Below are 21,567 nucleotides of genomic sequence, written 5' to 3'. Positions count from 1 at the left end.
GGAGCACAGTCATGGCAGAAACAAATAGCCCTCGTTACTCACGTATTTTACTTAAGTTGTCTGGTGAAGCATTATCAGGTAACCGTGAAATGGGGATCGATGCTCAAGTTCTAGATCAAATGTCACTTTCTATTGCACATTTGGTTGGTTTGGGTGTGCAAGTCGGCATCGTTGTTGGTGGTGGTAACCTCTACCGCGGTAGCCAATTGCAAAAAGATGGTTTGGTTGGCCGTGTAACAGGTGACCAAATGGGAATGCTTGCAACTGTCATGAACGGTTTGGCAATGCGTGATGCATTGGTACGTCGTAACATTAAAACCCGTTTAATGTCTGCTTTGTCGATCGGTACAGTGGTTGAACCCTATTCAAGCCGCGATGCGATTCGTCATTTGAGTCAAGGCGAAGTATGTGTATTCGTTGCGGGTACAGGTAATCCATTCTTTACTACGGATACAGCAGCGTGTTTGCGTGGTATTGAAATTGAAGCAAATCTTATCTTAAAAGCAACCAAAGTTGATGGTGTTTACAATAAAGATCCGAGCAAATATGACGATGCTGTGAAATATGACCGTCTGACTTTTGACCAAATTTTGGATGAAAAGTTAGGTGTGATGGATTTGACAGCGATTTGTTTATGTCGTGATCATAATGTGCCGTTACAAGTGTTTGACATGAATAAATCAGGTGCGCTGCTTTCAGTGGTGATGGGTGAAAAAGAAGGAACTCTTGTTACGAAGTAATATACGTGACAGGGAAAGCTCTTTATACTAGCGCTAATTTTATCTATATCTTGAGAAAGTAAGGAAGATCATATGATTAACGATCTTAAAAAAGACAGCGAACAGCGAATGCAAAAATCAATCGAATCCTTAGAGCAAGGGTTTGCAAAAGTTCGTACTGGCCGTGCGCACCCATCTATCTTAAATAGTGTGATGGTTCCTTACTATGGTTCTGATGTGCCATTAAACCAAGTTGCAAACGTTGGTGTTGAAGATTCACGTACACTGATTGTTCAACCATTTGAACGTACAATGGTTTCTGCAATTGATAAAGCAATTCGTGAAAGTGATTTGGGTCTAAATCCAATTACTGCTGACGCAATTCGTGTTCCACTTCCAGCACTGACTGAAGAAACACGCCGTGATATGCAGAAAGTTGCGCGTTCTGAAGCTGAAAATGCCAAAGTTGCGATTCGTAATATTCGCCGTGATGTTCTGGGTGATTTAAAAGCATTGTTGAAAGAAAAAGAAATTTCTGAAGATGATGAGCGCCGTGCAAGTGAAGATGTACAAAAAATCACTGACAAATATGTAGCTGAAGTTGATAAACGTCTGGCTGCTAAAGAAGAAGAGTTAATGAAGGTTTAATGGATGACGAGTTTAGACGGCATTCACCATCTTCCTGAGCATGTTGCCATTATTATGGATGGCAACAATCGCTTCGCTAAAAAAATGCACCTTGAAAAAGGGGCAGGACATAGAGAAGGGAAGAATTCACTTGATCCAATCGTGGAACGCTGTCGCGAGCTTGGTGTTCAGGCGTTAACAGTTTTTGCTTTTTCAAGTGAAAACTGGAATCGCCCACAACCTGAAGTGGACTTGCTCATGCATCTGCTTGAGCAAACAGTCCATGAACAAATTCCACGCATGATCAAATTTGAAATTGCGTTGCGTTTTATAGGGGAGCGTTCTCGTCTTCCAATACATCTACAAGAGCTTTTAAATACAGCTGAACAACAAACTGCACATTTCACAGAGATGACCTTAACCATTGCAATTAGTTATGGTGGTATGTGGGATATTGCAGACTCAGCTAAACGTATTGCTCAAGATGTGCTTGATCATAAAATTACGGTTGATCAGATTAATCCGACATTGTTTGGTCAATACATTCATCTTGGAGATTTGCCTGCGGTAGATTTGCTGATTCGTACAGGCGGAGATTATCGCATCTCTAACTTTCTGTTATGGCAATCTGCGTATGCAGAACTTTATTTTACAAAAACATTGTGGCCTGAGTTTACAGTACAAGAACTCAATCAAGCCTTTAAGGTATTTGCAGAGCGTGAACGCCGTTTTGGTAAAACCTCTGAGCAAATCCAACAAGAGAACACTGAGAAATAATACATGTTTGAGCGGATTAAAACCGCGTTGGTCTTAGTAGCAATTGTTTTAAGCTGTATGTTTGCTACAACCTCGCATTACCCTATGCAAGCTTTGATGGTGATTGCTGCCACAATTGCTGGGTATGAGTGGTATAAATTAATGCCAAAGCAGGATGCATCAATACGACCTTTTTTTGTCTGGGGATATGCATTTATCGCGCTGATCGTTTCAGTTGTTGCGTTATATGTTCATGACATCACCATTCTTTTTTGGATTGCATCTATCCTGATCTGGTTAACAAGTACCTACTGGGTTAAAAACTTCCCTGAATATGATGGTTGGTATAACAAGAGCTTAAATCTTGTCGGGTTGATTTTAATTTCAGCAGCTGTCAGTGCTATCTTTTCCGTATGGGAACGTTCGCCATGGTGGTTGATGTATTTGTTCCTGTTGGTTTGGGGTGCAGATAGTGGTGCCTACTTCGTTGGCCGTAAGCTTGGCAAGCGTAAAATGGCACCAAATGTCAGTCCAAATAAATCTGTTGAAGGTTTAATTGGTGGTCTGATTACTTCAGGCATTATTGTGGTTATTGTTCAAAGCCAATATTTACATTTAACTTTATTACAACATTTATTATTCCTGATTTTATCGATTTTTACAGTGCTTGGTTCGGTTCAAGGTGATTTGTTTGAATCGATGATTAAACGTCGAGCAGGTGTAAAAGATTCGGGTCGGATTCTTCCTGGGCATGGTGGTGTGCTGGATCGTATTGATTCATTGCTTGCAGCAGCACCAATTTTTGCAACAGGAATTTATTTATTAAAACTTATTGGTGTAGATCTATAAATGTCTCAATCTGTTTGTATATTGGGCGCAACGGGTTCCATTGGTGAAAGTACTTTAAAAGTACTACAACAACATCCAGAGCAATATTCGGTTTTTGCGGTTACAGCGTATAGTCGACTAGAAAAACTGGTTGAAATATGTAAACAGTTTAAGCCTAAGATTGCAGTTGTTCCCTCTGTACAGCAGGATCGACTGGCACAGCTCTTTAAGCAGCATGGTGTTTGTAATGTTGAGATTTTGGTTGATGAAACAGGCTTAATTGCAGTTGCTGAACATCCACAAGTTGATATTGTTATGGCGGCAATTGTTGGTGCAGCAGGGCTTTTACCAACATTGGCAGCAGTAAAAGCCAGTAAGCGAGTGCTTCTTGCAAATAAAGAAGCATTGGTGATGTCAGGCGAAATCATGATGCAAGCAGCAGAGCAGCATCAGGCGTTATTGCTGCCTGTAGATTCAGAACATAATGCGATTTTTCAATGTTTGCCTAATGGATATTGCCAGTCAGAGCGTACAGGCCAACCAAAGCAAGGTGTTTCCCGTATTTTACTGACCGCATCTGGTGGGCCATTTTTAAATACACCATTAGATGAACTACGTGCAGTAACACCAACACAAGCCTGTAAGCATCCTAATTGGTCTATGGGACAGAAAATTTCGGTTGATTCGGCAACTTTAATGAATAAAGGTCTGGAATTAATCGAAGCTTGTCATTTATTTTCAATTTTAGAACATTTTGTTACAGTTGTTATTCATCCACAAAGTATTATTCACTCTATGGTTCAATATGTGGATGGTTCGACTTTGGCTCAAATGGGTAATCCTGATATGTGCACGCCAATTGCACATGCATTGGCTTGGCCTAAACGTATCTCTACGCCCGTAGATGCTTTAGATTTATTTGTGCATCAGCAGCTTAATTTTCAACAACCTGATACTACGAAATTTCCTGCATTGAATTTGGCGCGCCATGCGATGCAGGCTGGTGGTGTTGCACCAGCAATTTTAAATGCTGCCAATGAAATTGCTGTAGACGCTTTTTTACAACAAAAAATTAAATTTACAGCAATTCCTGAAGTTGTCGAACATACTCTAAATACAATGGAGAATGCACAAGCAAATTCGTTGGAGACTATTTTACAAGCAGATCAGTTTGCTCGTAATATAGCAACTCAGCGTGTCGATGCTTTGGGTCTAAAATAATGAGTATTTTATTTATGGTGGTTGCTGCAATTTTATTGCTTGGGCCACTGATCGCTATTCATGAATTTGGTCATTATTGGGTCGCGCGGAAATTAGGTGTTAAAGTTTTGGTCTATTCCATTGGTTTTGGACCGACATTACTCAATTGGACCTCGAAAAAATCAGGTATTCAGTATCGCTTGTCAGCACTTCCTTTGGGGGGCTACGTCAAAATGCTAGATGAACGTGAAGCTGAGGTGAAAACTGAGGAACTTCCACTTGCATTTAACCGACAAGCACCTTGGAAGCGTATTGCGATCGTTGCTGCTGGTCCTCTTATTAATTTAATCTTTGCGATTTTATTGTTTTGGATTTTATTTTTACCCAAGCAAGAACAACTGAATACACGGATTGGAAAAATTGTTCCTGATACACCTGCTGCAATGGCTGGATTGGAAGTTGGCGATAAAATTGTTGCGATTGATGGTCGGAATGCGACTAGCTGGGAAACATTAAATTTTGCTTTGGTCGATCGAGCTGGAGAAACTGGACAGATTCAGGTTCAAGCTGAACATCATGGTCAACTGAAAAATTTTAGTTTACCGATTCAGCATTTCTTAAAAGATCAAAGCCAGTCTGCTCTGGATACTTTGGGATTTTTACCTTATCGACCAAAAATTGAACCCATTATTGATCAGTTAGTGCCCGATGGTGCTGCGATTCGTCAAGGGCTACAAAAAGGTGACAAAATTATTGCAATAGATGGAGTTCGAACTCCAGATTGGTTTGATGTTGTCGATATCGTGCAAAAATCACCAGAAAAACTGCTTAAAATTGATGTTGAACGTCAAGGAAAAACCTTGCAGTTGCAAGTTATGCCTCAGGGTAAGCGAGACAACATGGGGAATGTGACAGGAATGCTTGGTGTGCAAACCAAGTCTCAACATGTGCATGTTCCTGATCAATATAAGCAAACAATTCAATATACGCCTGTACAAGCGTTTGGAAAAGCGGTACAAAAGACAGGTGAAATTTCCAGTATGATTTTAAACTCGATGACCAAAATGGTTCGTGGTTTAATTGGCTTGGAAAATCTCTCAGGTCCAATCACAATTGCAAAAGTTGCTGGACAAAGTGCTGAAATGGGGTGGCAAACTTTTATTTCATTTATGGCATTGATGAGTGTAAGTTTGGGGATTTTAAACCTGTTACCCATCCCAATGCTTGATGGTGGGCACCTAGTTTATTACTTTATAGAAGCGATTCGAGGTAAACCTGTTTCTGAACAAATACAAATGATTGGTTTTAAAATCGGGATGGTATTGCTTGGTAGTATGATGGTCCTTGCTTTATTTAATGATTTTATGCGTTTATAACAGAATTGACGGAAAATTCAACTTAGTGGAAAAATAGGCATGCGTCACTCACATTTTTTAATGCCTTTGGCACTGGTTAGTGCAATGGCAGCTGTACAACAAGTTTATGCCGCGGATGAGTTTATTGCTCAAGATGTCAAAATCGAAGGCTTAGTTCGCTTAACTCCTGCCAATGTTTATAGTATGTTGCCAATTAAAAGTGGCGATCGTGTCAATGATGCGACGCTTAATAACGCAATACATACTTTATATGACTCAGGTTTATTTGATGACATTAAAGCAACCCAACAGGGGAATACTTTAGTTTTTAATGTTGTTGAGCGTCCAATTATTTCTAAAGTTGAATTGAAAGGTAATAAGCTAATCCCGAAAGAAGCGTTGCAAGACGGTTTGAAAAAAATGGGGATCGCGGAAGGTGAAGTGCTGAAAAAAGCAACTTTACAAAACCTTGAAACTGAGCTTGAACAGCAATATAACCAGCAGGGTCGTTATAACGCTGATATTAAAGTGACAACAACGCCACGCCCAAATAATCGTGTTGACTTGACTATTGATTTTAACGAAGGTAAAGCTGCAAAAGTTGTTAACATTAGTGTGATCGGTAACACGGTCTTTAGTGATGATGATATTAAGCGAGCATTTTCTTTAAAAGAAAGCAGTTGGTCATCAATTGTCACGCGTAATGACCGCTATGCAAAAGAGCGTATGGCTTCAAGTTTAGAAGCTTTGCGTGCATTGTATTTAGATGCTGGTTATGTGAATTTTGCAGTAAATTCATCTAATCTCAACATTAGTGATGACAAGAAAAATGTTTTTGTTGAGGTTTCAATTACCGAAGGTCAGCAATTTAAAGTAGGTCAAACTAAATTCTTGGGTGATACATTATTTAAGCCTGAAGAATTAAAAACACTTCAGATTTATAAAGATGGTGATACGTATTCTCAAGCAAAAGTAGATGCGGTTAAAAACCTATTACTACGTAAATATGGTAATGCGGGTTATTACTTTGCCGAAGTTAATGTGGTTCCGCAAATTGACAATGATAAAAAGACCGTAGATCTAAATTACTATATTAATCCAGGTCAGCAAGTCACAATTCGTCGGATCAATTTCACGGGGAATACTAAAACTGAAGATCAGGTATTACGTCGTGAAATGCGCCAGATGGAAGGTGCTTTAGCAAGCAATGAAAAAATTGATCTTTCTAAAGTACGTTTAGAACGTACTGGATATTTTAAAACAGTCGATATTAAACCAGTCCGTATTCCAAATGTACCTGACCAAATTGATCTAGATGTTAATGTAGAAGAACAACATTCTGGTACAAGTACTTTAGCTTTAGGTTACTCACAAAGTGGTGGTATTACCTATCAGGCGGGTATTAGCCAGTCTAACTTCTTAGGTACAGGAAAAAGTGTAGGTTTCGACTTTACCAAGTCGCAATATTCAACCTCTTATAATTTAGCAGTAACAGATCCATATTTCACAATTGATGGAATTAGTGCTGGTTATAATGTTTACTATAAAGAAACTAAGCCTTATCAAGACTATCACGTCAGTGACTACTATTCGAAAACAGTCGGTGCAAACGCAAGTTTGTCTTACCCGATTGATGAAAACCAGAGTATTAGTGGGTCATTGGGCTTAGAAAGTACTGATATTTCAACGGATGCGTATGGTTCTGTTGCATTCAGAGATTATTTGCTGAGTCATGGTGGTAAGGTAAAAGCTACTGCAACAACAACTTCTGGCGGTGATACTTACGATAGTGAGTTTGAAGGAACATATCTAAATTACCTTGTAAATTTGGGTTGGTCATTTAATACTTTAAACAGACCAATGTTGCCGACATCTGGTCAGTTACATAGTGTTAACTTGGAAGTAGCGTTGCCTGGCAGTGATGTTGAATATCAAAAATTGACTTATAGTGCTCAAGCTTTCTTCCCAATTGGTGAAAAGGGTTGGGGAATTCATGGTTATGGAAAACTAGGCTATGGACATGATTTGCCATTCTGGAAAAACTATTATGCAGGTGGTTGGGGCTCAGTTCGTGGTTATGAGGATAATACTTTAGGCCCAGCTTATCCTGGTGTTTACTATAGCGCTAATAACTTGACTCAAAGCAGTAGTCGAGATTCTACAGGTGCAAATGCGCTTGTACAATTTGGGGCAGAATTGATTTTACCAGTACCATCAAAAGGTGATTGGGCGCGTAATGTTCGTCCAACTCTATTCGCCGAAGGTGGTAATGTATTTGATACTGACTGTAATGTTGGTGCTTTTAATATTGGAACAACAACATATACTGCTGCGGAAGCAAAACAATATTGTAAAGACAATTATGGTTTTGACTTAGGTAACTTGCGTTATAGTGTTGGTTTTGGCTTGACATGGAATACCATGATTGGTCCTCTTTCAATCAGTTATGCTTTCCCATTGAACAAGAAAACAAATGACCAAACTCAGGCTGTACAATTCCAAATCGGTCGAACTTTCTAAGTTCGACTCTGATTTGATCGTTTAAAAAGATATGATGATTTAAGTAAGGATATGTAAATGAAAAAATTAGCAGTAGCATTGGTAATGGCGGGTGTTGGTCTTGCAAATGTAGCTCATGCAGCGGGCTACGGTATTGTTGATATGCAACGTGTTGTAGAAAGTAGTACTTATTTGAAAGAACAAAATGCAAGCTTGCAGCAAGCAGTGAAGCCTTCAGCAAATCGCGTTGAGCAATTGAATAAAGATATTCAGGATTTACAAACCAAAGCGGCTACAGCTAAACCAGCAGAAGTACAACAGCTTAAAGCGCAATATGATGCAAAAGTAAAAGAAATTAACTCTTTAGAGCAAAATATTCAGCAGCGTGTACAGTCAACTTCTCAGGCAACAGGTCAAACATTTACGACTCGCGTTCAACAAGCAGCTGAACAATTGCGTAAAGAAAACAATTTGGATCTTGTTTTGAATAAAAACTCAGCACTTGCCTATGACGCTAAGAGCGACTTAACTGATAAAATGATTCAAAAGGTTAATGCGATGAAATAATCAATGATTCAGCGTTCATATACACTTAAAGATCTTACATCTTTAGTTCATGGTGAATTGATTGGACAGCCTGAAACGAAAGTTTCAGGTTTGTCTAGTTTAGAGCAAGCGACATTACAGCATATTTCTTTTGTCAATGGAGAGAAATATCTGGAACAGGCAGCAGTGTCTCAAGCTGCGATATTGATTGTCACGCGAGAATTACAAGTACAGCTGACGACGACCCATCAAAACTTTATTATTGTTGATAATCCTTACCTTGCTTTTGCAATTCTGACCCATGTGTTTGAAATTAAAAAAACAGATGTAGGCATTGAGAGTACTGCCCAAATCCATCCTTCAGCGATCATTTCTGATAGTGCTTATATTGGTCACTATGTTGTGATTGGTGAAGACTGTGTAATCGGGGATGAAACTTTTATTGAGTCACATGCCAAAATTGATGATGGTGTGGAAATTGGTAAAAAATGCTTTATAGATTCACATGTCACGATTACAGGCTTTTCTAAACTTGGTAATAATGTCCGTGTTCATGCCAATACCGTGATTGGTAGCGAAGGATTTGGTTTTGCGCCTTATCAAGGAAAATGGCATCGTATTGCTCAGCTCGGTTCAGTCAAAATTGGTAATAATGTGCGGATTGGCTCGAATTGTAGTATTGATCGTGGTGCATTAGATGACACAATTTTGGAAGATGGGGTCATTGTAGATAATCTTGTGCAAATTGCACATAACGTGCGTATTGGAGAAAATACTGCGATTGCTGCAAAAACAGGCATTGCGGGTAGCACAACGATTGGCAAAAACTGTATACTTGCAGGCGCTTGTGGGGTCGCTGGGCATCTAAATATTGCTGATAATGTGACATTTACTGCAATGTCAATGGTCACAAAAAGTATTTTTGAGGCTGGCACATATTCTTCAGGCACTGGTTTATTTGAAAGTGGGCATTGGCGTCGTACAGTTGTTCGCCTAAGACAATTAGCAGATGTGCCATTGACCCAAATTGTCAAACGACTTGATCATATACAAACTCGTATTGAGTCACTTGAATCAACTTTTAATATGCGTAAATGAATATGACTGAGTCACAAAATCAAGATTTGTATAAACCAGAATTACCAATGAATATTCAGCAAATTCGTGAGTATTTGCCACATCGTTACCCATTTCTGTTGGTTGACCGTGTGACAGAAATCACCGAAAACAGTATCGTTGGTTATAAAAATGTGTCGATTAATGAAGAATTTCTTCAAGGGCATTTTCCAGAATATCCAATTATGCCAGGTGTCTTAATTATTGAGGCATTGGCACAAGTTTCTGGTGTGTTGGGTTTCGTGATGAATGGCGAAAAACCACAGCCAGGTTCTTTGTTCCTTTTCGCAGGTGCAGAGAAAATTCGCTTCAAAAAGCAAGTTGTTGCAGGGGATCAGCTTGTACTGAAATCTGAGCTTGTGATGCAAAAACGCGGTATTTATAAGTACAACTGTACTGCAAGCGTAGATGGCATTGTGGCAACGACTGCTGAAATTATTATCTCTCATCAAAAAATCTAGAGCAGGCATGAGCAATAAAGAATATATCCATCCAACCGCTATTATTGATTCATCTGCAGTAATTGCATCTGATGTTGAAATTGGTCCTTACTGTGTGATTGGTCCACAAGTTACTATTGGTGCGGGGACTAAACTTCATTCACATGTCGTGATTGGCGGATATACTCGTATTGGTGAACACAATGAGATCTTCCAGTTTGCAAGCATTGGCGAGGTTTGCCAAGACCTGAAATATAAGGGCGAGGAAACGTGGTTAGAAATTGGTGATCACAATGTGATTCGTGAGCATTGCAGTCTGCATCGTGGTACGGTGCAAGATCATAGTTTGACCAAAATCGGTAGTCATAATCTATTGATGGTCAATACACATATTGCTCATGATTGTCAGATTGGTGATCATAATATTTTTGCTAATAATGTGGGCGTGGCAGGTCACGTTCATCTTGGAAGTTATGTTGTGGTCGGTGGTAACTCTGGAATTCATCAATTCTGTAAGATTGATTCCTACAGTATGATTGGTGCGGCATCTTTGATTGTTAAAGATGTGCCTGCTTATGTGATGGCTTCAGGAAACCCCGCACATGCTTTTGGTTTGAATATTGAGGGAATGCGTCGTAAAGGTTGGTCAAGACAAGTGATTCAAGGCTTACGTGAAGCATTCAAGCTTATTTATAAAGAAAGTTTGACAACAGTTGAAGCCATTGAGCGTATTCGTGCAGAAATTTTGCCAGAAGTTGCTGAAGTTCAGTTGTTGATTGATTCTTTAGAACAGTCTGAGCGCGGTATTTTGCGTTAAGCAAAATATTGTGTAAAAAAAGATGCTTGATGGCATCTTTTTTTATGGATAAATTATACGTTTACTGGTTAAGCAGTTTCTAAATAATGGTGTTGATTAATAATAGGCGTACCTGTTTTTTGCTGTACTTCATCAAACTCAACTTGATCTGCCAGTTCAATCAGCTTTAAGCCTTCTGGTGTAATATCAAATACGCCAAGGTCAGTAATGACGCGAGATACTACGCCTAAACCTGTGAGTGGCAAACTGCATTTATTCAAAATTTTGGCTTCACCAGATTTGCTGCAATGTTCCATTAACACCACAATTTTCTTTGCACCTGCAACCAGATCCATTGCACCGCCCATACCTTTGACTTTTTGTCCAGGGATCATCCAGTTTGCAATATCACCTGTCGCTGAAACTTGCATCGCACCTAAAATCGCAATATCAATATGCCCACCACGAATCATGGCAAATGATTCTGAACTACAAAACAGTGAAGCACCTTTTTTGGTGGTGATGGTTTGTTTACCTGCATTGATCAGGTCGGCATCGACTTCATCTTCTCGTGGAAACTCACCAATACCGAGTAAACCATTTTCTGACTGTAACCAGACATGGATATCTTCTGGAATGTAATTGGCAACCAATGTCGGTAGCCCGATGCCTAGGTTGACATAAAAGCCATCATGTAATTCTTGTGCGGCTCGTTGAGCCATTTGTTCACGCGTCCAAGCCATGAGGGTGCTCCATTATGCAGTTTCTGTTTTAACAGTACGAATTTCAATGTGTTTTGTTGGGTTGGCATTCACCACAATGCGATCAATATAAATACCAGGCAGATGAATTTCATCGGGATCTAGATCGCCAATTTCTACTAGATGTTCGACTTCGGCTATGGTGATTTTTCCTGCAACAGCGCAGTCTGGGTTAATATTTCGAGCAGTCTTACGAAAAACCAGATTGCCTGCTTTGTCTGCTTTATAAGCCTTAACGAGGGCAATATCTGCATGCAGCGCCATTTCAAGCAGATAGTCTTTACCATCAAAATTACGGACTTCTTTGCCTTCTTGTACGACTGTACCCACACCAGTACGGGTATAAAATGCAGGAATACCAGCACCAGCAGCACGCATTTTTTCTGCCATTGTGCCTTGTGGGGTGAGTTCGACTTCTAGCTCGCCTGCTAAATATTGGCGTTCAAATTCCTTGTTGCCACCAATATATGAGGAAATCATTTTTTTAACCTGACGAGATTCAAGTAACAGGCTTAAACCGATGCCATCAATGCCTGCATTGTTGCTGATACACGTCAGATTTTGGGCATTGGAATCACGCACAGTTTCAATCAGCATTTCTGGAATGCCGCATAACCCGAAGCCGCCCACAGCGAGTACCATATTGTCTTGAATAATATCGAAAATTGCCGATTGACTATCGGGATAGATCTTGTTCATTGCAGTTCCATTGTATAGTTTCAAATATCCATGAGTGTTGCGAGATGCTGATGCTGAAGAAACAACATCAGCATGATCATACTTAGTGCTCTGCTGCACGAGCAACCAAAGTGAGAATATCGTAAGTTGCGACCAATTCCTGACGCTGATTTTTCACTTTAATGTCCCATACTACAACGCCATGTGCAGGTTGTGTCGGGTCTTTTTGTGGTTTTGGCGTCTTTTGTTTGCAGGTGAGTTCGACCTGAATCGAGTCACCAATTTTAACAGGTTCGACAAAGCGTAAATTGTCCATGCCATAGTTGGCGATCACAGGTCCTTCGGCAGCATCGACAAATAAACCTGCGGCAGCCGAGACAATGAAATAGCCATGTGCTACACGCTCTCCAAAGAAGGAGTTAGCGGCAGCGATTTTGTCCGTATGGGCATAGAAATGATCGCCGCTTAGGCAGGCAAAATTCACGAGGTCAGACTCAGTCACGGTGCGGCGTGCAGTAAGTAGACGTTCACCAATCACCAGTTCATCAAAATCTTTCTTGAAAGGATGAACACGGTCTTCTCGGACATTAGAGCCTGCAGTCCATGCATGTGTGACTTGAGTTAGACTGTTGGGTGAGCCTTGAATGGCGGTACGTTGCATGTAGTGTTTAACTGCGCGAATACCACCCAATTCTTCACCACCACCTGCACGACCAGGTCCGCCATGAACCAAGTGAGGTAGAGGAGAACCATGACCTGTGCTTTCTTTGGCAGATTCTTCATCTAAAATGTGTAGGCGACCATGCCAAGGTGCAATTTTTTGTACCAGTGTTTCGATATTTTCATCGCAATTTTTAACGATTGAAGCGACCAGACTCCCTTCGCCACGCGCAACTAGATGGGCAAGTTGTTCAATGGATTGATAAGGCATGAGGGTACAAACAGGGCCAAATGCTTCAGTTTGATGGATAATTGAAGCCTGATCTGGCGTTGTGCAGCGGAGCAGGGTTGGCGGAAAAAATGCACCTCGTTCTGGGAATTCAGCATTAAATTCAAAATCGGTGTTACCACCAAATACAATCTCGGCTTCTTGCGCCAGTAGTTGAACTTTGTGGGCAACATCTTGTTTTTGTTTTAGGCTTGCCAATGCTCCCATTGTCGTATCACTTCGAGCAGGATCGCCAACGACTACTTTTTTGAGTTTGTTGATCAATTGGGTCTGAACGGTATCGAGTAGGTTTTCAGGAACAAAGGCACGGCGAATCGCAGTACATTTTTGGCCTGCTTTGCTGGTCATTTCTCGGAAGACTTCGCGGACAAATAGCTCAATGGTAGTTTCATTGGCTTCGGGACTTAAAATAGCACTGTTGACCGAGTCGGCTTCCATGCTAAATGGAATTGAGTGGTGGTTTAAGTGCGGGTGCTGACGTAATTTTTGTCCTGTATCGGCTGAACCTGTAAAGGTAACACAGTCTTGTGCTGAGAGTTGCTCAAACAAATCATAGGTTTGTCCACAGATGAGTTGTAAAGCACCTTGTGGTAAAAGCTGGGTATCCAAAATGGCATGAACTACAGCTTGGGTCAATTGTGCACCATCTGTTGCAGGTTTCACGATGCAAGGTACACCTGCCAAAAGTGTTGGTGCAATTTTTTCCAACATACCCCAAATCGGGAAATTGAAGGCATTGATATGTACGGCAACACCTGCTTTGGCAGACAAAATATGTTTTGCACCAAAGCTGCCGTGTTTTGAGAGTGGAATCCACGCATCTTCAGTAATGATTTTTTCATCATTCAGTTCACGACGAACCAAGCTTGAGTAGGCAAATAAAGTCTGAATCCCACCTTCAATATCGACCCATGCATCTTTACGCGTCGCGCCTGTTGCAGTTGCCAATGCATAAAATTCTTCTTTGCGTTCAAGCAGCGCCTGAGCAATTTGTTTGAGGGCGTTGGCGCGCTGATGAAATGTCCAGTTCGCAAGTTCAGCACCATGCTGTTTGACATAGTGAACAGCTTTTGCCATGTCGATACCGTGGCTGCTGACACGATAGATTGGCTCGCCACTAATCGCATGATAGACCTCACGAAAATCCTGGGTTGCATGGTGCCATGTCCCATATACAAAAGAAGCCAGATTTGGAATTTGCTGTTCAGCAGATGTTGAGGTGGCTGATGAATTGGGCTCAGCTGGATTGGTGGTGTCGAGATCTAGCATCTTAAAACTCCATTTTATGATACGTAAAATAAAATTAATTAAAAAATATGATTCATAATTTCTTTTAAAATTTTTCACTTGTCAATCGTATTTTAATTATTTTTGTACAAATATGATTTATTAATTTTATTTAAGTTGCTGTATTTTATATATTTATTTAAAATAATAAATAATTATAAAAAAGTGATACATAAAAATATATTGACATAATGATTGTTGTATCAAAAAATAGAAACATGGATATGAAGCAAAAAGGATTGCTGCTGTGGAAAATAAGTATCAGAAATTTAATGCCTGTATCGAACAGGATATTGCCATAGAAGCCAAAGATGATATGCCCGATGCCTATCGTAAGACTTTGATTCGTCAGATTGGACAGCATGGACATTCTGAAGTCATTGGTATGTTGCCTGAGGGGAACTGGATTACTCGTGCACCAACTTTGAAACGTAAAGCAGTGCTTCTTGCCAAAGTGCAGGATGAAGCAGGGCATGGTTTGTATTTGTACAGTGCGGCTGAAACGCTGGGTGCAGACCGTGATGACATGATGGAAAAACTGATTGCAGGGAAAATGAAATATTCCTCCATCTTTAACTATCCAACATTGTCATGGGCGGATGTTGCAGCGATTGGCTGGTTGGTTGATGGCGCAGCAATTGTCAATCAAGTGGCATTGTGCCGTACCTCTTATGGTCCTTATGCCCGTGCCATGGTGCGTATTTGTAAAGAAGAAAGCTTCCATCAGCGTCAGGGTTTTGAAGCCATGATGGCGCTAGCACAAGGCAGCGAGCAGCAAAAACAGATGGCACAAGATGCGGTCAATCGTTTCTGGTGGCCAGCACTGATGATGTTTGGCCCAAGTGATGATCATTCCCCGAACAGTGCGCAAAGCATGGCGTGGAAAATTAAACGTTTTAGTAATGATGAGCTGCGTCAGAAATTTGTCGATAACACCGTGCCGCAAGTATTGCAGCTTGGCTTGACCGTACCTGATCCAGATTTGCAATGGAATGAGAGCACAGGCCATTACAGCTTTGGCGAAATTAACTGGGATGAGTTTATGGCAGTGATCCAAGGGCAAGGCCCATGTAACCATGAACGTATCGAAGCACGTCGTAAAGCGTGGGAAGACGGTCAGTGGGTGCGAGATGCTGCCGCAGTGTATGCACAAAAACACACAGTCGCTCAAAGCAAAGTGGCTTAACTATACGGATTTTTGAATAAGGATATCAATCATGCAACAGAAAAATCACTGGTCACTCTATGAAGTATTTATTCGTAGCAAACAAGGTCTAAGCCACCGCCATGTGGGGAGCTTACGTGCAGCGGATGATGAAATGGCGCTGCAACATGCCCGAGATGTTTATACCCGTCGTAATGAAGGTATCAGCATTTGGGTGGTGCGTTCTGAACTGATTAAATCCTCTCAGCCTGATGAAAAGCCAGAATTTTTTGATCCGTCACTGGATAAGGTCTATCGCCATCCGACCTTTTATCACATTCCAGATGGCATTGAGCACATGTAAGCAAGGATGATCAAAATGACGAATTTAGCATTATCAAAATTCTTGCTGCATATTGGCGACAGTCAACTGGTACTGGCACAGCGTTTGGCACAGTGGTGTGGGCATGCACCTGAACTGGAAGTGGATATCGCACTGGCTAATATTGGATTGGACTTACTGGGACAGGCGCGTAATTTCTTGACGTTGGCAGGGCAACAACAAAACCCGCCACAAGATGAAGACCAACTGGCGTATTTTCGTCAAGAACGCGAATTTCTGAATTTACTGCTATGTGAACAGCCGAATGGTGACTTTGCCCAGACCATTGTCCGTCAATGGTTAATCGACCATTACCATGTGCTGTTAATGAGCACGTTGGCACAGTCACAACATGCCGAAGTCGCGGCATTGGCAACCAAGTCATTAAAAGAAATTAAATATCACCTGCGTTTTTCAACAGGCTGGATGGAACGCTTGAGCTTAAGTACAGATGAAGCCCATCAACGCATGCAACAAGCGCTGAATCAGTTGTGGCGTTTTAGTGCGGAGCTTTTTGAGTTGACGGTAGAAGAACAGACGCTGGTCGATACAGGCGTGATTCCTGATCTTGCATCGAATAAAACCCTTTGGGATGAACAAGTTGCTGCTGAGCTACAACGCTTTAGCTTGCAAACCCCTGAAACGGCATATCGTCGCGGTGCTAAACAAGGTTTGCATACCGAGCATTTGGGCTATTTGCTTGCAGAAATGCAATCCATACAGCGCGCTTATCCCAACATGGTGTGGTAGTCGAATCAGGGAGATGAGGCATGCAACGTATTCAACATTGTATTGAGCAGTGCTGGCAGATTTTGGAAAGTGTCAGCGACCCAGAAATTCCAGTGTTATCGGTGATTGATCTGGGAATGATTCGTGGGGTGGAGCTGAATGCCGCAAATGAAATTCTGGTACGCCTAACCCCAACCTATAGTGGTTGCCCCGCAACAGATTTGCTCAAACAGCAGATTCAGCAGGCACTGAATGAACAGGGTTTTGAACCCGTACAGGTTTTGCTGGATTTGTCGGAGGCTTGGACAACGGACTGGATGTCTGAGCAGGGCAAGCAAAAGTTGCAGGCTTACGGGATTGCTCCGCCACAAGGTCAGGCTGAACACTGCGGGACACATGTGGCATTGGTTGATGGTGTGGCTTGTCCGCATTGTCAAAGTCGCAATACCCGATTGCTAAGCGAGTTTAGTTCAACTGCCTGTAAGGCACTGTACCAATGTCGAAATTGCCTCGAACCTTTTGACTATTTTAAGTGCATTTGAGCCTGAAGATAAGGAAATCAGCCATGAACACATTTATTCCATTAAAAGTAAAAACCATTACACCGCAGACCGATCAGGCGATTTGTATTGCCTTTGATGTACCCAATGATGTGCAGTCCCAGTTTGATTTTCAGGCAGGGCAACATCTGACCATTCGTCATCTTACAGAGCAAGGTGAAATTCGCCGTTGTTATTCGATTTGCAGTCATGCTGCTACCGAAGATATCAGTATTGCAGTGAAAAAAATTGATCAGGGACAATTTTCCACATGGGCAAATGAGCATTTGCAGGTGGGTGATGTCTTGGAAGTCATGCCACCTCAAGGGGTATTTTTCCAGAAAGCGGCTAAACAGGGTGGTCGACATTATTTAGGTGTGGCTGCGGGCAGCGGCATTACGCCAATTTTGTCGATCATCAAGCATGTGTTGTTTGAACAGCCTGAAGCCAGTTTTACCTTGTTGTATGGCAATCGTTCATGGAAACAGACCATGTTCGCTGAACAGATTATGGATTTGAAAGATCAGTTCAAAACCCGTTTTCAGCTCATCAATATTTTTTCTCGCGAGATGAATGAAAGTGAGTTGATGAACGGGCGGATTGATGTTGCCAAGTTGCAACAACTGTTTGGTCATGAAGTGCTTGAACCGATTTTTGATCATTGTTTTGCCTGTGGCCCTGAAGAAATGATGCAGGCTGTAGAAATTGTGTTGCCTGAATTGGGCATCGACAAAACCCGTATTCATACTGAGCGTTTTAATACAGGTGAAATCAAACGCCGTACGGCAGAACAGCAGGCTGATCGTCAGGAGGCTCGGGTCAGTATTGTGCTGGATGGTCGTGAACTGCGTATTGATGTCGGGCAGCAAGATGACAGTATTTTAGATGCAGCATTGCGTGCGGGTGCAGACTTGCCATATGCCTGTAAGGGTGGGGTGTGTGCGACCTGCCGTTGTAAGGTCTTGCAAGGTGAAGTGGATATGCTGATCAACTATAGCCTTGAAGATGAAGAAGTAGCAAAAGGCTATGTCTTGAGCTGTCAGGCATTGCCAAAAACGGCCGATGTTCGCCTGAGTTTTGACGAGTAAGGGGAATGACGATGCAAGAACTGATCACGCAAAGTTACCCTGCTGAAAAAGTATTGCTACTGAGTTTGAATCGACTTGAAAAACGTAATGCCCTCAACAATGCCACCTTGCGCCATTTGGTCGAGCTGTTGCAACAGGCTGAGCAAAACCCAGATGTCGGCGTAGTGGTTATTACTGGGCATGTTTCCTGTTTTGCAGCAGGTGCAGATTTGGCAGAACTTGCCGATTTGGACATGGTGAATTTGCAGCTCGATGAGCGCCCACAGCTTTGGCAAAAAATTGACAGTTTTTCCAAGCCTTTGATTGCAGCGGTAAATGGCTATGCGCTAGGTGCAGGTTTTGAACTGGTACTGCATGCTGATATCGTACTTTGTGGGGAAAATGCCAAATTTGCCTTGCCTGAAATTGGTTTGGGCATGTTGCCTGGTGCAGGCGGTACGCAGCGCTTAGCCCGTCTGGTCGGGCAACAACTGGCAATGCGCTGGGCAATGACAGGTGAAATGCTCAGTGCCAAGCAAGCCCTACAGCACGGGATTTGTAGTCAGGTTTCACCTACAGCACTAACGGTGCAATACGCTGTAGAACTGGCAGGAAAAATTGCCCGACAGGCACCACTGGCATTACGTGTGATTAAACAATCTGTCAAAAATATTCATGAAACCAGTTTGAGTCAGGGCTTAAAACTGGAGCGGCAAAGTTTTGTCTGGCTGGCTGCCACCCAAGACCGCCAAGAAGGCATCAGTGCATTTTTTGAAAAAAGAAAACCCGTATTTAAAGGACAATAAGATGATGGATTATCAGCATATTTTAGTTAAAGAACACAATCAGGTGGGTTATCTGACCCTGAACCGTCCAAAACAGCTCAACAGTTTTAATGTGGCGATGCATCAGGAAGTTGCGGAAGTATTAAAAAACTGGACAGTCAATCCTGAAATCCGCTGTGTGGTGATGAGTGGAGAAGGTCGAGGTTTTTGTGCAGGACAGGATTTGAGTGATCGTGTGGTCGATCCCGATGCGGCTGCGCCAGATTTGGGTGTTTCGATTGAGAAATTTTATAACCCGCTGATTAAAACTTTGGTCAATATGCCCAAGCCTGTGATTTGTGCAGTGAACGGTGTCGCCGCAGGTGCAGGGGCAAATATTGCTTTGGCATGTGACTTAGTGATTGCAGCCAAATCTGCCAGTTTTATTCAGGCATTTTGCCGTCTGGGTTTAGTGCCAGATTCGGGCGGTACATGGTTTCTACCGCGTGCAGTTGGACATGCACGGGCGATGGGATTGGCGTTACTGGGCGATAAATTGTCTGCTGAAGATGCCAAACAACTCGGCATGATTTGGGATGTGGCAGAAGATGCTGAGCTTCAAGATAAAGTCACAGCAATGGCAGAGCGTCTGGCAAAACAACCGACATTTGGGCTGTCTTTAATCAAAAAAGCCATTCACCAGTCCAGCCATAACACGTTTGAACAGCAACTCACTTTAGAACGTGACTTACAGCGTATCGCAGGGCGTTCGGACGATTATCGTGAAGGCGTACAAGCCTTTATGCAAAAACGTGAACCCAATTATACGGGGTGCTGATATGGCGAATCGGGATTTGTCCAATGCGCGTATCGCGGTCATTGGTTCAGGGACAATGGGCATGGGCATTGTGCAGCTTGCCATTTGTCATGGTCATCACACTTATTTGTACGATACGGATCTGGCGAAAGCCCAGCAAGCCGTTGCAGCGCTACGCATGACTTTGGAAAAGCTGGTGGCCAAACAAAAACTGACTGCCGAGCAACTTGAACAGGCATGGTCACGTCTAGTTATTGCCAATGCTGTAGAAGAACTAAAAACTGTAGATTTGGTAATTGAGGCAATTGTCGAAAAACAGCAGATTAAACAGGCTCTATTTCAGCAACTTGCCGAGATTTGCCCAGCCAATACCATTTTTGCCAGCAATACCTCATCGATTTCGATTACCGCAATTGCTTCACAAGTCCCACAACCTGAGCGTGTCGTGGGACTGCATTTCTTTAATCCTGCGCCGATTATGAAACTGGTGGAGATTATTCAGGGTTTAAAAAACCCTGTGCAATTGTGTCAGGCATTACAGCAGTTGATGTTGAAGTGGCGCAAAGTTCCTGTTTTAGCCCAGTCGACCCCTGGTTTTATTGTCAATCGTATTGCTCGCCCATTTTACTCGGAAGGCTTTCGTGCCTTGCAAGAGCAAGTGGTTTCGCCTGAACAGTTGGATTATCTGTTGCGTCAGTGCGGTGGTTTCGCCATGGGGCCTTGTGAACTGACTGATCTGATCGGGCAAGACGTCAACTTTTCAGTCACTCAAACGGTGTATCAGCAATTTTTCTATGAACCACGCTACCGTCCGAGTCTGGTGCAACAGCAATTGGTCGATGCAGGCTGTTATGGTCGTAAAACAGGTCAGGGATTTTATAACTATAACGATGCAAGTCGAGCGCGTTATCAGCCAAGTTTGGCAAAAAGCACTTCTGCTGAATGGGATGATGCAACTTTGGCAGGGTCTTGGAACAATCAGTCTGCATTTGTGGAACGGATACAGGCGACTTATGAGCTTCGACAAGTCGCTGCCAAACACAATGTGTTGTGGATTGATGATATTGCCGTGATGTTGAGTCATGGTGAAGCTGTGAATTTCAGCGATCCACAGCAAAAAACCGTGGTTATGGACTGGCATGCCAACTGGCAGAGTGCCGAAGCGATTGCACTCAGTTATAACCTGTCTTGCCAGCCTGAAGATTTGGCGAAAGTTGAAGACTTTTTTGCAGGCTTAGGCGTTGCCGTCGTTTGGCTGAAAGATCATCCAGCTTTGCTGAGTCTACGCATCATTGCCTTGTTAATTAATGAAGCCTGTGAAGCGGTGCAGCAAGCAGTTGCCAGCCCTGAAGATATTGATAATGCCATGAAATATGGCGTGAATTATCCGCAAGGCCCATTTGAATGGTTACAGCAAATCGGTACGGCTCACATTTTAAAGACCTTGCAAAATCTATATGAATTTTATGGCGAAGAAAAATATCGCCCGAGCGTTTATCTCAAACAGTTATTGGCTCAACAACAGCAACTTTCACATTTGGCAGCTTTGCCCGCGTCAGTATAAAGGA

22 protein-coding genes are annotated in these 21,567 nt (G+C 42.2%); 19 read left to right on the top strand and 3 right to left on the bottom strand.

The window, feature by feature from the left end:
• The first annotated feature begins 11 nt into the window (after positions 1 to 11).
• From pyrH to lpxA, 11 genes are all read left to right on the top strand, one after another.
• The gene (gene pyrH / locus C1A47_RS00860; protein ID WP_111891494.1) at positions 12 to 740 is read left to right on the top strand and encodes a UMP kinase; all 729 of its coding nucleotides are present in this window, start codon (positions 12 to 14) and stop codon (positions 738 to 740) included.
• A gap of 72 nt (positions 741 to 812) precedes the next feature.
• Complete coding sequence (frr, locus tag C1A47_RS00855) at positions 813 to 1,367, top strand: ribosome recycling factor (RefSeq protein ID WP_111891492.1); 555 nt, start codon at positions 813 to 815, stop codon at positions 1,365 to 1,367.
• Between the two features lie 3 nt (positions 1,368 to 1,370).
• Positions 1,371 to 2,123 carry a polyprenyl diphosphate synthase gene (gene uppS / locus C1A47_RS00850; RefSeq protein ID WP_111891490.1) on the top strand — a complete coding sequence of 251 codons (753 nt, stop codon included), beginning with the start codon at positions 1,371 to 1,373 and terminating at the stop codon, positions 2,121 to 2,123.
• Positions 2,124 to 2,126: 3 nt separating this feature from the next.
• The gene (locus C1A47_RS00845) at positions 2,127 to 2,951 is read left to right on the top strand and encodes a phosphatidate cytidylyltransferase (protein WP_111891488.1); all 825 of its coding nucleotides are present in this window, start codon (positions 2,127 to 2,129) and stop codon (positions 2,949 to 2,951) included.
• A complete protein-coding gene (ispC, locus tag C1A47_RS00840) occupies positions 2,952 to 4,151 on the top strand; it encodes a 1-deoxy-D-xylulose-5-phosphate reductoisomerase (protein WP_111891486.1) in 1,200 nt (399 codons plus the stop codon).
• Positions 4,151 to 5,506, top strand: coding sequence for an RIP metalloprotease RseP (gene rseP / locus C1A47_RS00835; RefSeq protein ID WP_111891484.1), 1,356 nt, complete (start codon positions 4,151 to 4,153; stop codon positions 5,504 to 5,506). Before ispC ends, rseP begins: the two co-directional genes overlap by 1 nt.
• Before the next feature lie 39 nt (positions 5,507 to 5,545).
• A complete protein-coding gene (gene bamA, locus C1A47_RS00830; RefSeq protein ID WP_111891482.1) occupies positions 5,546 to 8,005 on the top strand; it encodes an outer membrane protein assembly factor BamA in 2,460 nt (819 codons plus the stop codon).
• Positions 8,006 to 8,062: 57 nt separating this feature from the next.
• Entirely contained in the window at positions 8,063 to 8,551 is a 489-nt protein-coding gene (locus C1A47_RS00825; protein WP_111891480.1) for an OmpH family outer membrane protein, read from the top strand.
• Between the two features lie 3 nt (positions 8,552 to 8,554).
• Complete coding sequence (gene lpxD, locus C1A47_RS00820; protein ID WP_111891478.1) at positions 8,555 to 9,628, top strand: UDP-3-O-(3-hydroxymyristoyl)glucosamine N-acyltransferase; 1,074 nt, start codon at positions 8,555 to 8,557, stop codon at positions 9,626 to 9,628.
• Between the two features lie 2 nt (positions 9,629 to 9,630).
• On the top strand, positions 9,631 to 10,107 hold the full coding sequence (gene fabZ, locus C1A47_RS00815; RefSeq protein WP_111891476.1) for a 3-hydroxyacyl-ACP dehydratase FabZ: 477 nt from the start codon (positions 9,631 to 9,633) through the stop codon (positions 10,105 to 10,107).
• Between the two features lie 7 nt (positions 10,108 to 10,114).
• Positions 10,115 to 10,903 carry an acyl-ACP--UDP-N-acetylglucosamine O-acyltransferase gene (gene lpxA / locus C1A47_RS00810; protein ID WP_111891474.1) on the top strand — a complete coding sequence of 263 codons (789 nt, stop codon included), beginning with the start codon at positions 10,115 to 10,117 and terminating at the stop codon, positions 10,901 to 10,903.
• Positions 10,904 to 10,971: 68 nt separating this feature from the next.
• Here the strand turns inward: lpxA and C1A47_RS00805 are convergent, their stop codons facing one another.
• The 3 genes from C1A47_RS00805 to paaZ form a co-directional block, all read right to left on the bottom strand.
• Positions 10,972 to 11,625, bottom strand: coding sequence for a CoA transferase subunit B (locus C1A47_RS00805; RefSeq protein ID WP_111891472.1), 654 nt, complete (start codon positions 11,623 to 11,625; stop codon positions 10,972 to 10,974).
• A gap of 12 nt (positions 11,626 to 11,637) precedes the next feature.
• Positions 11,638 to 12,342 (bottom strand): CoA transferase subunit A, encoded by a 705-nt coding sequence (locus C1A47_RS00800; RefSeq protein WP_111891470.1) that lies wholly within the window; start codon positions 12,340 to 12,342, stop codon positions 11,638 to 11,640.
• A gap of 82 nt (positions 12,343 to 12,424) precedes the next feature.
• Complete coding sequence (gene paaZ / locus C1A47_RS00795; RefSeq protein WP_111891468.1) at positions 12,425 to 14,539, bottom strand: phenylacetic acid degradation bifunctional protein PaaZ; 2,115 nt, start codon at positions 14,537 to 14,539, stop codon at positions 12,425 to 12,427.
• A gap of 265 nt (positions 14,540 to 14,804) precedes the next feature.
• On the opposite strand from paaZ, the gene paaA reads away from it, so the two are divergent.
• The 8 genes from paaA to C1A47_RS00755 are packed head-to-tail and all read left to right on the top strand — an operon-like array spanning position 14,805 to position 21,563.
• Entirely contained in the window at positions 14,805 to 15,743 is a 939-nt protein-coding gene (gene paaA / locus C1A47_RS00790; RefSeq protein WP_111891466.1) for a 1,2-phenylacetyl-CoA epoxidase subunit PaaA, read from the top strand.
• Between the two features lie 31 nt (positions 15,744 to 15,774).
• Positions 15,775 to 16,065, top strand: a complete 291-nt coding sequence (gene paaB, locus C1A47_RS00785; protein ID WP_111891464.1) for a 1,2-phenylacetyl-CoA epoxidase subunit PaaB — start codon at positions 15,775 to 15,777, stop codon at positions 16,063 to 16,065.
• A gap of 15 nt (positions 16,066 to 16,080) precedes the next feature.
• Positions 16,081 to 16,833, top strand: coding sequence for a 1,2-phenylacetyl-CoA epoxidase subunit PaaC (gene paaC / locus C1A47_RS00780; RefSeq protein WP_111891462.1), 753 nt, complete (start codon positions 16,081 to 16,083; stop codon positions 16,831 to 16,833).
• Positions 16,834 to 16,853: 20 nt separating this feature from the next.
• The gene (gene paaD, locus C1A47_RS00775) at positions 16,854 to 17,354 is read left to right on the top strand and encodes a 1,2-phenylacetyl-CoA epoxidase subunit PaaD (RefSeq protein WP_111891460.1); all 501 of its coding nucleotides are present in this window, start codon (positions 16,854 to 16,856) and stop codon (positions 17,352 to 17,354) included.
• A 23-nt stretch (positions 17,355 to 17,377) separates the two neighbouring features.
• Positions 17,378 to 18,439, top strand: coding sequence for a 1,2-phenylacetyl-CoA epoxidase subunit PaaE (gene paaE, locus C1A47_RS00770; protein ID WP_111891458.1), 1,062 nt, complete (start codon positions 17,378 to 17,380; stop codon positions 18,437 to 18,439).
• 11 nt (positions 18,440 to 18,450) lie between these two features.
• On the top strand, positions 18,451 to 19,224 hold the full coding sequence (locus C1A47_RS00765; RefSeq protein ID WP_111891456.1) for an enoyl-CoA hydratase-related protein: 774 nt from the start codon (positions 18,451 to 18,453) through the stop codon (positions 19,222 to 19,224).
• 4 nt (positions 19,225 to 19,228) lie between these two features.
• Complete coding sequence (gene paaG, locus C1A47_RS00760; RefSeq protein ID WP_111892163.1) at positions 19,229 to 20,020, top strand: 2-(1,2-epoxy-1,2-dihydrophenyl)acetyl-CoA isomerase PaaG; 792 nt, start codon at positions 19,229 to 19,231, stop codon at positions 20,018 to 20,020.
• 1 nt (position 20,021) lies between these two features.
• Positions 20,022 to 21,563 (top strand): 3-hydroxyacyl-CoA dehydrogenase, encoded by a 1,542-nt coding sequence (locus C1A47_RS00755; RefSeq protein WP_111891454.1) that lies wholly within the window; start codon positions 20,022 to 20,024, stop codon positions 21,561 to 21,563.
• Positions 21,564 to 21,567 lie beyond the last annotated feature (4 nt).

Origin of the sequence: Acinetobacter sp. MB5, assembly GCF_003261585.1 — a bacterium.
GTDB lineage: Bacteria > Pseudomonadota > Gammaproteobacteria > Pseudomonadales > Moraxellaceae > Acinetobacter.
This window is presented reverse-complemented; position numbering and strand designations above follow the sequence as displayed.

Excerpts from the sequence above, each read along its gene's own strand:
- pyrH (WP_111891494.1), top strand. The coding sequence starts at position 12 with ATGGCAGAAACAAATAGCCCTCGTTACTCACGTATTTTACTTAAGTTG.
- frr (WP_111891492.1), top strand. The coding sequence starts at position 813 with ATGATTAACGATCTTAAAAAAGACAGCGAACAGCGAATGCAAAAATCA.
- uppS (WP_111891490.1), top strand. The coding sequence starts at position 1,371 with ATGACGAGTTTAGACGGCATTCACCATCTTCCTGAGCATGTTGCCATT.
- C1A47_RS00845 (WP_111891488.1), top strand. The coding sequence starts at position 2,127 with ATGTTTGAGCGGATTAAAACCGCGTTGGTCTTAGTAGCAATTGTTTTA.
- ispC (WP_111891486.1), top strand. The coding sequence starts at position 2,952 with ATGTCTCAATCTGTTTGTATATTGGGCGCAACGGGTTCCATTGGTGAA.
- rseP (WP_111891484.1), top strand. The coding sequence starts at position 4,151 with ATGAGTATTTTATTTATGGTGGTTGCTGCAATTTTATTGCTTGGGCCA.
- bamA (WP_111891482.1), top strand. The coding sequence starts at position 5,546 with ATGCGTCACTCACATTTTTTAATGCCTTTGGCACTGGTTAGTGCAATG.
- C1A47_RS00825 (WP_111891480.1), top strand. The coding sequence starts at position 8,063 with ATGAAAAAATTAGCAGTAGCATTGGTAATGGCGGGTGTTGGTCTTGCA.
- lpxD (WP_111891478.1), top strand. The coding sequence starts at position 8,555 with ATGATTCAGCGTTCATATACACTTAAAGATCTTACATCTTTAGTTCAT.
- fabZ (WP_111891476.1), top strand. The coding sequence starts at position 9,631 with ATGACTGAGTCACAAAATCAAGATTTGTATAAACCAGAATTACCAATG.
- lpxA (WP_111891474.1), top strand. The coding sequence starts at position 10,115 with ATGAGCAATAAAGAATATATCCATCCAACCGCTATTATTGATTCATCT.
- C1A47_RS00805 (WP_111891472.1), bottom strand. The coding sequence starts at position 11,625 with ATGGCTTGGACGCGTGAACAAATGGCTCAACGAGCCGCACAAGAATTA.
- C1A47_RS00800 (WP_111891470.1), bottom strand. The coding sequence starts at position 12,342 with ATGAACAAGATCTATCCCGATAGTCAATCGGCAATTTTCGATATTATT.
- paaZ (WP_111891468.1), bottom strand. The coding sequence starts at position 14,539 with ATGCTAGATCTCGACACCACCAATCCAGCTGAGCCCAATTCATCAGCC.
- paaB (WP_111891464.1), top strand. The coding sequence starts at position 15,775 with ATGCAACAGAAAAATCACTGGTCACTCTATGAAGTATTTATTCGTAGC.
- paaC (WP_111891462.1), top strand. The coding sequence starts at position 16,081 with ATGACGAATTTAGCATTATCAAAATTCTTGCTGCATATTGGCGACAGT.
- paaD (WP_111891460.1), top strand. The coding sequence starts at position 16,854 with ATGCAACGTATTCAACATTGTATTGAGCAGTGCTGGCAGATTTTGGAA.
- paaE (WP_111891458.1), top strand. The coding sequence starts at position 17,378 with ATGAACACATTTATTCCATTAAAAGTAAAAACCATTACACCGCAGACC.
- C1A47_RS00765 (WP_111891456.1), top strand. The coding sequence starts at position 18,451 with ATGCAAGAACTGATCACGCAAAGTTACCCTGCTGAAAAAGTATTGCTA.
- paaG (WP_111892163.1), top strand. The coding sequence starts at position 19,229 with ATGGATTATCAGCATATTTTAGTTAAAGAACACAATCAGGTGGGTTAT.
- C1A47_RS00755 (WP_111891454.1), top strand. The coding sequence starts at position 20,022 with ATGGCGAATCGGGATTTGTCCAATGCGCGTATCGCGGTCATTGGTTCA.